At 72.5% G+C, this 11,382-nt stretch carries 11 protein-coding genes; 9 read left to right on the plus strand and 2 right to left on the minus strand.

Annotated features, from left to right (window positions below):
• Positions 1 to 48 precede the first annotated feature (48 nt).
• Positions 49 to 2,307 (plus strand): heavy metal translocating P-type ATPase, encoded by a 2,259-nt coding sequence (locus ACZ56U_RS11745; protein ID WP_469083849.1) that lies wholly within the window; start codon positions 49 to 51, stop codon positions 2,305 to 2,307.
• 60 nt (positions 2,308 to 2,367) lie between these two features.
• Here the strand turns inward: ACZ56U_RS11745 and ACZ56U_RS11750 are convergent, their stop codons facing one another.
• Positions 2,368 to 3,063, minus strand: a complete 696-nt coding sequence (locus ACZ56U_RS11750; protein WP_469083850.1) for a type 1 glutamine amidotransferase domain-containing protein — start codon at positions 3,061 to 3,063, stop codon at positions 2,368 to 2,370.
• 50 nt (positions 3,064 to 3,113) lie between these two features.
• Here ACZ56U_RS11750 and ACZ56U_RS11755 point away from each other — a divergent pair, with 50 nt between their 5' ends.
• From ACZ56U_RS11755 to ACZ56U_RS11785, 7 genes are all read left to right on the plus strand, one after another.
• On the plus strand, positions 3,114 to 4,043 hold the full coding sequence (locus ACZ56U_RS11755) for a LysR family transcriptional regulator (protein WP_469083851.1): 930 nt from the start codon (positions 3,114 to 3,116) through the stop codon (positions 4,041 to 4,043).
• Between the two features lie 112 nt (positions 4,044 to 4,155).
• Positions 4,156 to 4,686 carry a DUF2269 domain-containing protein gene (locus ACZ56U_RS11760; protein WP_469083852.1) on the plus strand — a complete coding sequence of 177 codons (531 nt, stop codon included), beginning with the start codon at positions 4,156 to 4,158 and terminating at the stop codon, positions 4,684 to 4,686.
• Between the two features lie 124 nt (positions 4,687 to 4,810).
• A complete protein-coding gene (locus ACZ56U_RS11765) occupies positions 4,811 to 5,494 on the plus strand; it encodes a LuxR C-terminal-related transcriptional regulator (protein ID WP_469083853.1) in 684 nt (227 codons plus the stop codon).
• A gap of 133 nt (positions 5,495 to 5,627) precedes the next feature.
• A complete protein-coding gene (locus ACZ56U_RS11770; protein WP_469083854.1) occupies positions 5,628 to 6,713 on the plus strand; it encodes an acyltransferase family protein in 1,086 nt (361 codons plus the stop codon).
• Positions 6,714 to 7,135: 422 nt separating this feature from the next.
• Positions 7,136 to 8,164 carry a FecCD family ABC transporter permease gene (locus ACZ56U_RS11775; RefSeq protein ID WP_469083855.1) on the plus strand — a complete coding sequence of 343 codons (1,029 nt, stop codon included), beginning with the start codon at positions 7,136 to 7,138 and terminating at the stop codon, positions 8,162 to 8,164.
• 2 nt (positions 8,165 to 8,166) lie between these two features.
• A complete protein-coding gene (locus tag ACZ56U_RS11780) occupies positions 8,167 to 8,934 on the plus strand; it encodes an ABC transporter ATP-binding protein (RefSeq protein ID WP_469083856.1) in 768 nt (255 codons plus the stop codon).
• Positions 8,935 to 8,942: 8 nt separating this feature from the next.
• Positions 8,943 to 9,929 carry an ABC transporter substrate-binding protein gene (locus tag ACZ56U_RS11785; RefSeq protein WP_469083857.1) on the plus strand — a complete coding sequence of 329 codons (987 nt, stop codon included), beginning with the start codon at positions 8,943 to 8,945 and terminating at the stop codon, positions 9,927 to 9,929.
• 278 nt (positions 9,930 to 10,207) lie between these two features.
• Here ACZ56U_RS11785 and ACZ56U_RS11790 read toward each other — a convergent pair whose 3' ends face one another.
• Positions 10,208 to 10,702, minus strand: a complete 495-nt coding sequence (locus ACZ56U_RS11790; protein WP_469083858.1) for a GNAT family N-acetyltransferase — start codon at positions 10,700 to 10,702, stop codon at positions 10,208 to 10,210.
• A gap of 26 nt (positions 10,703 to 10,728) precedes the next feature.
• Here ACZ56U_RS11790 and ACZ56U_RS11795 point away from each other — a divergent pair, with 26 nt between their 5' ends.
• Positions 10,729 to 11,250 (plus strand): CGNR zinc finger domain-containing protein, encoded by a 522-nt coding sequence (locus tag ACZ56U_RS11795; protein ID WP_469083859.1) that lies wholly within the window; start codon positions 10,729 to 10,731, stop codon positions 11,248 to 11,250.
• The last annotated feature ends 132 nt before the right edge of the window (positions 11,251 to 11,382 follow it).

The following is an 11,382-nucleotide window of genomic DNA, read 5'->3' on the forward strand; positions in this document are numbered from 1 at the left end:
GGTCTCAGGGCGCGGATACCCCCGCCCCGTACCGCATGAGGAGCAGCGATGACCACCACCGCGACCGGAGCCCCCGCCGAGGTAGAGCTCGCCATCGGGGGCATGACCTGCGCCTCGTGCGCCGCGCGCGTCGAGAAGAAGCTGAACCGCATGGACGGCGTGACCGCCACCGTCAACTACGCCACCGAGAAGGCGAAGGTCAGCTACGCCGGCGAGGTCACCGTCCAGGACCTGATAGCGACCGTGGAGAAGACCGGGTACACGGCCGAGGAGCCCGCGCCGCCCGAACCCGAGCCAAGCGGCTCCCCGGACTCCCCCGCCGACGAACTCCGGCCGCTGCGAGAGCGGTTGGTCACCGCCGTGGCCCTCGCCGTCCCCGTCGTGGCGATGGCGATGATCCCCGCCTTGCAGTTCGAGTACTGGCAGTGGCTGTCGCTGACCCTGGCGGCGCCCGTGGTGACCTATGCCGGGTGGCCCTTCCACAAGGCGGCGTTCACCAACGCGCGGCACGGGGCGGCGACCATGGACACGCTGATCTCGGTCGGCACGCTGGCCGCGTTCGGCTGGTCGCTGTGGGCGCTGTTCCTCGGGACCGCGGGGACGCCGGGCATGACCCACCCCTTCGAGCTGACGATCGTCCGCGGTGACGGGGCCGGGAACATCTACCTGGAGGCCGCGGCGGGTGTCACCGCGTTCATCCTGGCCGGGCGGTACTTCGAGGCCAAGTCCAAGCGGAAGGCGGGGGCGGCGCTGCGGGCGCTGCTGGAGCTGGGCGCGAAGGACGTCACCGTGGTGGGCGCCGACGGTCGTGAACAGAGCGTGCCGGTCGGCGAGTTGAAGGTCGGCGACCGGTTCGTCGTCCGCCCCGGCGAGAAGATCGCCACCGACGGGACGGTGGTCGAGGGTTCGTCCGCGGTGGACGCCTCGATGCTGACCGGCGAGTCCGTCCCGGTGGAGGTCACCGCGGGCGACGCCGTCACCGGTGCCACCGTCAACGCCGGCGGGCGGCTCGTGGTCGAGGCGACACGGGTCGGCGCGGACACCCAGCTGGCCCGGATGGCGAAGCTCGTCGAGGACGCGCAGAACGGCAAGGCCGCGGCGCAGCGGCTCGCGGACCGCGTCTCCGCGGTGTTCGTTCCGATCGTGATCGCCCTCGCCCTTGGCACCCTCGGCTTCTGGCTGGGCAACGGGGCGGGCCTGACGGCCGCGTTCACCGCCGCGGTCGCCGTGCTGATCATCGCCTGCCCGTGCGCCCTGGGGCTGGCCACGCCGACCGCGTTGCTGGTGGGCACGGGACGCGGTGCGCAACTGGGCATCCTGATCAAGGGTCCTGAGGTCCTGGAGTCCACGCGCGAGGTCGACACCATCGTCCTGGACAAGACGGGCACGGTGACCACCGGTCGGATGACCCTGCTGGCCGTGCACACCGCCGAGGGCACCGGCGAGGCCGAAGTCCTGCGGCTGGCGGGGGCGTTGGAGCACGCCTCCGAGCACCCGATCGCCCGCGCGGTGGCCGACGGGGCGCTGGCGAAGCTCGGTTCGCTGCCCGCTCCGGAGGACTTCGCGAACGTACCGGGGCTCGGGGTGCAGGGCATCGTCGAGGGCCACGCGGTACTCGTCGGCCGGGAGCGGCTGTTGGCCGAGTGGGCGATGGAACTGCCGGTGGAGCTGGCCCGGTCGAAGTCCGACGCCGAGGCGTCCGGTCGTACGGCCGTCGTGGTCGCCTGGGACGGCGAGGCGCGGGCGGTGCTCGAGGTCGCCGACGCGGTGAAGGAGACCAGCGCCGAGGCGATCACGCGACTGCGGGCGCTGGGACTGACCCCGATCCTGCTGACCGGGGACAACGAGACGGTGGCCCGGGCCGTGGCCCGTGAGGTCGGGATCGCGCCGCAGGACGTCATCGCCGAGGTGCTGCCCCAGGACAAGGTGGAGGTCGTCAAGCGCCTTCAGGGCGAGGGCCGTTCGGTTGCCATGGTCGGCGACGGCGTCAATGACGCGGCCGCGCTCGCCCAGGCCGACCTCGGGCTGGCGATGGGCACGGGCACCGACGCGGCGATCGAGGCCGGCGATCTCACGCTGGTCCGCGGCGATCTGCGGGCGGCGGCGGACGCCATCCGGCTGGCACGCCGCACCCTCGGCACGATCCGCACCAACCTGTTCTGGGCCTTCGCCTACAACGTGGCCGCGCTGCCGCTGGCCGCGGCCGGACTGCTCAACCCGATGCTGGCCGGGGCGGCGATGGCGTTCTCGTCGGTGTTCGTGGTGGGGAACTCGCTGCGGCTGCGGTCCTTCAAGGCCGCGCGGTAGCCAGGAGGGGTCGGTGGAGGGCCGGTGCGATCCGCACCGGCCCTCCACCGACCACGGGGTTCAGCCGAGCTTCTTGAGCAGCTCCGCCGCCAGCGGCGCCGAGGACGCCGGGTTCTGGCCGGTGACCAGGTTGCGGTCGACGACCACCTTCGGCGCCCACGGCTCGCCCACCTCGACCTGCACACCGGCCTCGGTCAGCCGGTCCTGGAGCAGCCACTTGGCCTTGTCGGCGAGGCCCGCCTGGGTCTCCTCGGCGTTGGTGAAGGCGGCGATCCGGTACCCGGCGAAGCTGTTGCCGCCGTCGCCGTCGACCGCGGCGAGCAGCGCGGCCGGGGCGTGGCAGACCACGCCGAGCGGCTTGCCGGACCGCAGGGCACGGGTGAGGAGTTCGCCGGAGGCGGCGTCGACCGCGAGGTCCTCCATGGGGCCGTGGCCGCCGGGGTAGAAGACGGCGGCGTAGTCGTCGAGGTTCACGTCCTCGAGGCTGATCGGCTGCCGCAGCTCGGTCGCGGCGGCGAGGACGCCCGCGATCCGGTCGGCGTTCTCCTGGCCGCCGTTGACCTCGGCGGCGAGGCTGCCCTGGTCGACGGCGGGGACGACGCCACCCGGGGTGGCCACGATGATCTCGTGACCGGCGGCCTTGAAGGCCTCGTACGGGGCGACGGCCTCCTCGGCCCAGAAGCCGGTCGGGTGCTTGGTGCCGTCCGCGAGCGTCCAGTGGTCGGCGCCGGTGATTACGAAGAGGATCTTTGCCATGCTCCGACCGTAAGCCGTCGCACCCATAGGAATCCAATAGGCTCACGTATGTGAGAGATAGAGATTCCCATCACCGCCCGGTGGCGGCGCCGCTGGACCTCAATCTGCTCCGCACCTTCCTCACCGTCTACCGCACCGGCTCCTTCACCGCCGCCGCCCGGCTCCTGGGCCTGTCGCAGCCCACGGTGACGACACAGATCCGCGCGCTGGAGCGCCAACTGGACCGGGAGCTGTTCGAGCGGCTGGCCCGCGGTGTGGCACCGGCGCCCTACGCGGACGAGCTGGCCGCCAGGGTCGTCGATCCCCTGGACTCGCTGGCCACGGTCACGGGAGCCGGCGACACCCCGGCCGAGCCGGTGCACCTCGCCGGCCCGGCCGAGTTCCTCACCCGGTCCGTGCTGCCCGGCATCGCACCTCTGGTGGAGAAGGGGGTACGGCTGCGGGTCACCCCCGGTCTGACCGAGCCGCTCCTGGAGGACCTGCGCGCGGGCCGCCATGACCTGGTGATCGCCACCTTCCGGCCGCGCGGCCGCACCCTGGCCGCCGTCCCCCTCAACGACGAGGAGTTCGTGCTGGTGGCCGCGCCCGGACGGGCGGAGCGCCTCGGCGGCCCGGCCCGGGTAGCGGCCGAGGGGGACGCAGCACTGCACGGCGTCCCGCTGATCGCGTACGCCGAGGACCTGCCCATCGTGCGCCGCTACTGGCGACATGTCTTCGGCCGACGTCTGGTGCGCGACCCTGCGGTCACGATGCCCGACCTGAACGCGGTGAAGGCGGCGGTCGCGGGCGGCGCCGGGTTCACGGTGCTCCCCCGCTACCTGTGCGCGGCCGAGCTGGCGTCCGGGACCCTGGTGCTCCTGCACGACCCGGACGACCCGCCCATCAACACCGGCTTCCTGGTGCAGCGCCCGGGCGCCTCCGGCAACCCGCACGTGGCCCTGGTCCGCGACCACCTGCTGCGGGCCGCCCGGGAGGGCTGAGCACGCGTTCCTGCCCGAGAGCGGAGCGTCGACGCCGTACTCCGAGGCCAGTACGCGGGGTTACTCCCGCTGTCAGACGCCCCGGACGCCCCCGCCGGGCACCGTGGTGCGGGTGAAGCTGAACCGCCCGGGTCGCCGGGTCTCCCTGATCGTCCACGTCGTCTCGTCCGCGAGCTGGCTCGGGCTCACGCTCGGGCTGCTGGCGCTCGGGATCACCGCGACCACCACCGGATCGGCGGTGACCGTCGAGGCCAGCGCGCGGACCATGAAGCTGTTCGCGGACTGGCTGCTGCTTCCGCTCGCGTTCCTCACACTCCTGAGCGGTCTGCTGCTGTCGCTGGGCACCGCGTGGGGCCTGGCGCGGCACCGCTGGGTCTGGACGAAGTTCTGGCTGACCCTCGCCACGACCGCCGCCACCGCCTTCGCGTTGCGCCCCGGGGTGAACGCGGCGGTGACGGCCGTCGCCGCGGGCAAAGTGCTCCCCGACGCCGGTGACGTCCTGTTCGGACCGGTCGTGTCGCTGTCCGCCTATGTCTTCATGACGGTGATCTCGGTCCTCAAGCCGTGGGGGCCCACGCGCCGCGGCCGGCGGCTCCGGGCGACCGCCGCCGCCCGCACGAGGAAACCCGCTCCCGTCGCCTGACGGGGCATCGACGACGGTACCGTGGCGCGTGATCGAGGCCACAGAGGAGGACGCTTCGTTTCGATTCGAGAGGGGTATTCTGACAGCACGGTGAACGAAACAGTTTCGTTCAAAAGGAGCCGTCATGACCTCGGTCCTCATCGCCAGCGATCAATCCCTCCAACGCCACGGCCTGCGCATGCTGCTGGCCGACCAGCCCGATCTGACCGTCGTCGGTGAGGCACGCGGCGGGGCCGAGGCGGTCCGGCTGGCCGCGGTACTGCGCCCGGACGTCGTCGTGCTGGACGGCCGGGTCCACGAGAGGGAGGGCCCCGAGGTCATCCGCCGAATCACCCGGCCCGCGGCCCTCGCGGTGACGGGCGAACCCGCCCTTCCGGCGCGGGTCCTGGTCCTGACCCCGACCAGCGACGAGGGGCACGCCTACGCCGCCCTGCGCGCCGGCGCCGGTGGCTTCCTCCCGCAGCACGCCACCACCGACGAACTGATCGCCGCCATCCGCGTGGTGGCCACCGGGGACTCCGTCATCACCCCCCATCTGACCCGCGCCCTCATCGACACCGTCCGTCAGCTCCAGCCCTCCCGCCCCGCGTCGCAGGCCGGGCTGAACGCCCTCACCGAGCGCGAGCGCGACGTCCTCGCCGCCGTCGCCTCCGGCTGGTCCAACACCGAGATCGCCCAGCGCCTGGCCATCGCGCCCACCACCGTCAAATCGCACGTCAGCCGCATCCTCGCCAAGATCGGCGCCCGCGCCCGCGTCCAGGCGGTGGCCTTCGCCTACGAGTCCGGGCTGGTGCACCCAGCGGCCTGACCACCGCACCGCGGAGGTTTGCCGCGCCGAGAAATGGTCAGGCGCGTGGGATGCCCCAGGTACTCCACACACCCGTCACTCCCGGCAGACACGTACCGGACGCCTTGCGGTGCGGTGCGCGGGGGGCGGTGTGGTGACCGCGGCCCCCGACCTCGCACCCGAACGGGACTCCGCGCCCCGCACCAAGCCCGTCAAGCAGCGGGACGCGTTCTTCGACAACGCCAAGTACCTGGCCATCGTGCTGGTGGCGATCGGACACGCGTGGGAGCCGCTGCGCGAGGGCAGCCGGACCGTCTCCGCGCTCTACATGCTCGTGTACGCCTTCCACATGCCCGCGTTCATCGTGATCGCCGGCTACTTCTCCCGGAGTTTCGACGGGAGCCCGGAGCGGCTGAGGCGGCTGGTGACCGGCGTCGCCGTCCCGTACGTCGTCTTCGAGACGGCGTACACCTTCTACACCCGGTGGACCGACGGTGTGCCGGACCGGCCGGTCAGCCTGTTGGAGCCGCTGTATCTGACCTGGTTCCTGGCCGCGCTGTTCATCTGGCGGCTGACCACCCCGGTGTGGCGCTCGGTGCGCCGGCCGCTGCCGCTCGCGCTCGCCGTCGCCATGCTCGCCACCGTCACGCCGTCCATCGGCGAGGACCTCGACCTGCAGCGCACCCTTCAGTTCCTGCCGTACTTCGTGCTCGGCCTGTGTCTGAGGCCGGAGCACTTCCGGCTGATCCGGCGCTGGAAGGTACGGATCGCGGCGGTCCCGGTGTTCGTGGCCGCGCTCACCCTGGCGTACTGGGCGGTGCCGCGGATGAGCGACGCCTGGTTCTACCACCGGGACAGCGCCCAGGAGTTGGGCGCGCCCGCCTGGTACGGCCCGGTCATGACCCTGGTCCTCTTCGCCTGCTCGACGCTGCTGGTGGCCTGTTTCCTGTCCTGGGTTCCCGGGCGGCGGATGTGGTGCACCGCGCTCGGCGCGGGCACGCTCTACGGCTATCTGCTGCACGGATTCGTCGCCCAGGGCTCCAAGCCCTGGGGCTGGTACGACCCCGCGTGGGTGTACCAGCCGCTCGGCGAGGTCGTGGTCACCCTCGTCGCGGCCGCGATCGTGACCCTGCTGTGCACGCCTGCCGTGCGCAAGGTGTTCCGGTTCGTCATGGAGCCGGACCTGAAGTGGGCGTTCCGGCGGGACACGCCCCAGGAGAGGGTCGCGCTGCGCGCCTGAGCATCGCGCCCATCGGCCGGGGGTCAGATCCCGACCCCCGGCCGGTGGGCGCGCCGGGACGGGCACGCCACCAGTCGAAGGCGGTCCCCGGCCCCGGCCGGTGGCACGTGCCGGGGACGGGCACGACCGCGCCTCCCCCGGCGCCCGGTCGACACCCCCGTTTGCTACGCTCCCCGAGCCTCCCGCGGGGGAAGTCCGGTGAGATCCCGGCGCTGACCCGCAACGGTGTGCGCGACTGCCCCAAAGGGTGCCGCGTGAGCCCGATCGCCCGTGGGTGGTGCGACCCGTTGACTGCTCGCCGAGGACTGCGAGAGGGGACCGCGCGGCCTTCCGGGTCGTACGGGCTGTCTCCTTGACGTTCGTCAGGCGGCCCCACCCGAAGGACCGCCCCGACCGTGCGCCCAAGCCCCACGCCCAGCCGCATGCCCCTGCTCCCGTGGGTGGCCGGCACGGTGTCGCTGCTCCTGGTGTCGCTCGTCGGCGGTGTCGGTCTGGGAGCCTCCGGGATCGGCTGGCCGGACGTCCTGGGGTTCCTGTGGGCCGGTCTGACCGGTGCGACCGTGCACGCCGACGACGCCGCCGCGTACGCCATCGTCTGGGAGATCCGGCTGCCCCGGGTGCTGCTCGGGGCGGTCGTCGGCGCGGGGCTCGCCGCGGTCGGGGTGGCCGTGCAGGCGATGGTCCGCAACGCGCTCGCCGACCCGTTCGTCCTCGGCATCTCCTCGGGCGCGGCGGTGGGTGCCAACGCGGTCATCCTGCTCGGCGCGTTCGCCGGACTCGGCGTCTGGGCGCTGTCCGCGTCGGCGTTCGTCTCGGCGCTCGCGGCGATGGTCCTGGTGTACGCCGCCGCCCGGTCCCCGCACGGGCTGACCCCGCTGCGGCTCGTGCTGACCGGTACGGCGCTGGCGTACGGCTTCGAGGCGGTCACCACCGTCATGGTGTTCGGCGCGGCCCGCGGCGAGGCGGCCCGGTCGGCGCTGATGTGGCTCCTCGGCAGTCTGGGCGGCGCCACCTGGGCGCAACTGCCGCTCGTCGCGGTGACGGTGGCCGCGGGGTGGGCGTGGCTGCGGTGGCGGGCCGAGTCGCTCAACGCGCTGGCGATGGGTGACGAGACCTCGGCCGCGCTCGGCGTCCGGCCCGGCCTGCTGCGCCGTGAGCTGTTCCTGGTCACCGCGGCCGTGACCGGCACGGTGGTCGCGGTCAGCGGGGCCATCGGATTCGTCGGGCTGATGGTGCCGCACGTCGTACGAATGCTGGTCGGCGCCGACCACCGCCGGGTGCTCGTGCTGGCGCCACCGGCCGGGGCGGTGCTGCTGGTGTGGGCGGACGTGCTGTCCCGGCTGCTGCTGGCGCCCGCCGAACTGCCCGTCGGGGTCGTCACCGCCGTGGTGGGCGTGCCGGCCTTCCTGCTGCTGATGCGGCGCGGCGGCTACGCGTTCGGAGGCCGCTGACCATGAGGCTCGACATCGAGGACGTGACGGTCGAGGCCGCCGGGACGCGGATCGTCGACGAGGTGCGGCTCGCCGTGGACAGCGGGGCGTTCGTCGGGCTCGTCGGCCCCAACGGCAGCGGCAAGTCGACGCTGCTGCGCTGTGTGTACCGGGCGCTGCGGCCCGCCGGGGGCGTGGTGCGCCTGGACGGGGACGACGTGCACGCGATGCCGGCCCGGGAGAGCGCTCGGGTGCTGGCGGCGCTGCCGCAGGAGTCGGTGGCGGAGTTCGACTTCACGGTCGCCGAGGTGGTCGCCATGGGGCGCCTGCCGCACCGGGACCGTACGGCCGCGGCGGACCGCGAGGTGTGCGCGCAGGCGATGGCGCGCACCGGTGTCGGGCACCTCGCCGACCGGGGGTTCCTCGCCCTGTCCGGGGGTGAGAAGCAGCGCGTGCTGATCGCGCGGGCGCTTGCCCAGCGGCCCCGGGTGCTCGTGCTCGACGAACCCACCAACCACCTCGACATCGCGCACCAGTTGGACGTGCTGTCCCTGGTACGAGCCAGCGGCGTCACCGTCCTCGCCGCCCTGCACGACCTCAACCTGGCCGCCGCGCACTGCGATGTCCTGTACGTGATCGCGGGCGGCCGGGTCGTCGCCTCGGGGCCTCCCCAAGACGTGCTTCAACCGGCCCTGCTCGCCGAGGTGTTCGGGGTGCGCGCGCATCCCGTACGGCACCCGGAGACCGGCGCCGTCCAGCTCCTGTTCGACCTGCTCCCGCAGACACCGTGAGGATCCCCATGCGCAGACTGCTCGCCGCCGCCCTGTGTCTCGCCGCGACCGCCACCGGCTGCGGCGCGTCCGTCGAGACGCCACCCGAGGACGCCAAGGCCTCCTCGGTCACGCTCACCAACTGCGGCCGGAAGGTGACCTTCGACAAGGTCCCCGAGCGGGTCGTCACCAACGATGTCGGGATCACCGAGCTGATGTTCGCGCTCGGCCTGGAGGACCGCATGGCCGGGTTCGCCATGCCCGACGACAAGGGCGACCTCAAGGGGGTCCCGTGGAAGGACGGCTACGACAAGGTCAAGTGGCTCTCCAAGGACCAGCTGACCAAGGAGAACGTCCTGGACGTGCGCGGCGACCTCGTCTTCGCCGGCTGGAACTACGGCTTCCGCGAGGACGCCGGCTTCACCCCGGACGCTCTGAAGAAGCTCGGCATCCCCTCGTACATCCTCACCGAGTCCTGCCGCAACGGCCGCACGACGTCCTCGCGGGGCATCATGCCGCCGCTGCAGGCGCTGTACACCGACCTGACCAACCTCGGGAGGCTGTTCGGCGTCGAGAAGCGGGCGGCCACGCTGATCGCCGGCTTCAAGAAGCGGATCGCCGACGTGCACGCCCAGGCCCCGGCGAGGAAGCCCACGGTCTTCCTCTACGACAGCGGCCAGGACCAACCCTTCACCTCCGGCCGCTACGCCGCCCCCGACCAGATCATCAGCGAGGCGGGCGGGGTCAACGTCATGCACGACGTACGGGACTCCTGGACCACGGTCGGCTGGGAGAGCGTGGTGGAGCGGAACCCCGACGTCATCGTCATCTGCGACTACGGTGACGTGAGCGCCGAGCAGAAGCGGAAGTTCCTGCTCACCTACGCCCCGCTGCGGGGCGTGTCCGCCGTCGAACACCGGCGGATCTTCACGCTGGACTACGTCGACCTGGTGGAGAGCCCGCGCAACCCGTCGGCGATCGCTCGGCTGGGGGCGTATCTGCGGACGGTCGGCTGAGCGCGGCCCGGCGGACGGCGGCGGGTGCCGCGAGGCCGGTGAGCAGGAACAGCCCGCCGACCACGTACCAGCCAGGTCGGCCCCGGGTGATGCACAGCGCGATGAGCAGACCGGGGCCGAGCGCGTCGGCCAGGCCCGCTCCCAGGTGGAACACACCCAGGTACTGGCCGGTGGCGTGTCGTGGGGCGAAGGCGAAGGACACCTCGAACCCGGCGGCCGCGCGGCCTGGGTGAAGGTGGCCACGGCGAGGACCACCCAGCGGTAGCGTGCGCCACGCCTCACGGGCGCAGGCACAGGGCCGGGTCGGGGTGCGGGGTGAACCCGAGGTCGCGGTAGAGGGGTTCGCCCTGGGCGGAGGCGTGCAGGTCCACGCGCGACACCTCGCGCTGCCAGAACCAGTCGAGCAGCCCCCGCATGATCGCGCGGCTGTGTCCGCGCCGCCGGTGGGAGGGGTCGGTGACGACGCCGAGCACCTGCCCGACCCTGCCGTTGCGCAGGTGCGGGCCGGGCAGCCGCTGCTCGATGGTGCCGATGCCGCAGGCCGCGAGTCCGCCGTCGGCGCCGTCCACGACGAGAATGCGCACGGTGTCCGCGGTCAGCTGCTCCTTGAGCACCACGGCCAGGGTGTCGAGCCAACCGCCGTCCGCCGACGCGGGGTTGAAGAAGTCACCCTCCAGCTGGTCGAACAACAGAGCGCGCAGGCGGATGAGTTCGACGAGGTCGTACTCCACGGCCTGCCGTACGTCGGATCGGGGTCCGGTGCGTTGTCCCATGACCACGACCTTGATGTAATGCCCTTATGCATCTCAACCCTTACGGCGAGGATGCCGTGAACCTCGCCGCCGACCTGGTCAACCACCGCCCGTCGAGCGCCGGGGAACTCACCGACCGCTGCCGCGCCGCCGGGCTGACCGTGGAGGACCCCGCCACCACCGAGGACCTGGAGCGCACCTGGGAGCTCCTCGACACCTGGGAGAAGGTCGTCGACGCCGACGACGAGGGCGAGCGCGCCGACCTGGTCAACCGGATGCTGGCCGCGGCCGCCGCCTACCCGCGGATGACCAACCACGTGGGCAGCGGCTGGCATCTGCACTACCGCGACGAGGGGCAACCACTGGGCGGCGTGCTGTCCTCCCTCGTCGCCGTGGGCACCGCGCTCCACCTGTCAGGCCGTGGCATGCACCGACTCAGCCGCTGCGCCGTGCCGGAGTGCGCCACGGTCTTCGCCGACACCTCCCGCACCGGCAGACAGCGCTACTGCTCGACCCGCTGCGCCAACCGGGACGCGGTACGCCGCCACCGGGCCCGCACCGCCCGGTGACGACCGAGAAGGAGGACGTGGCTCACGTCACATGCGGGGCTGTCACATCTGGGGGTGGCCGTTCCGTCAAAGAGGCGTAGGCACGACACCAACGCCACAGGAGCACACCATGGAAGCCCGCCTCAACCTCTT

It is taken from the genome of Streptomyces sp. NPDC034103 (assembly GCF_055575395.1).

What these genes read in the sequence shown, in the direction of transcription:
- ACZ56U_RS11745 (WP_469083849.1), top strand. Translation starts at nt 49, where the DNA reads ATGACCACCACCGCGACCGGAGCCCCCGCCGAGGTAGAGCTCGCCATC.
- ACZ56U_RS11750 (WP_469083850.1), bottom strand. Translation starts at nt 3,063, where the DNA reads ATGGCAAAGATCCTCTTCGTAATCACCGGCGCCGACCACTGGACGCTC.
- ACZ56U_RS11765 (WP_469083853.1), top strand. Translation starts at nt 4,811, where the DNA reads ATGACCTCGGTCCTCATCGCCAGCGATCAATCCCTCCAACGCCACGGC.
- ACZ56U_RS11775 (WP_469083855.1), top strand. Translation starts at nt 7,136, where the DNA reads ATGCCCCTGCTCCCGTGGGTGGCCGGCACGGTGTCGCTGCTCCTGGTG.
- ACZ56U_RS11780 (WP_469083856.1), top strand. Translation starts at nt 8,167, where the DNA reads ATGAGGCTCGACATCGAGGACGTGACGGTCGAGGCCGCCGGGACGCGG.
- ACZ56U_RS11785 (WP_469083857.1), top strand. Translation starts at nt 8,943, where the DNA reads ATGCGCAGACTGCTCGCCGCCGCCCTGTGTCTCGCCGCGACCGCCACC.
- ACZ56U_RS11790 (WP_469083858.1), bottom strand. Translation starts at nt 10,702, where the DNA reads ATGGGACAACGCACCGGACCCCGATCCGACGTACGGCAGGCCGTGGAG.
- ACZ56U_RS11795 (WP_469083859.1), top strand. Translation starts at nt 10,729, where the DNA reads ATGCATCTCAACCCTTACGGCGAGGATGCCGTGAACCTCGCCGCCGAC.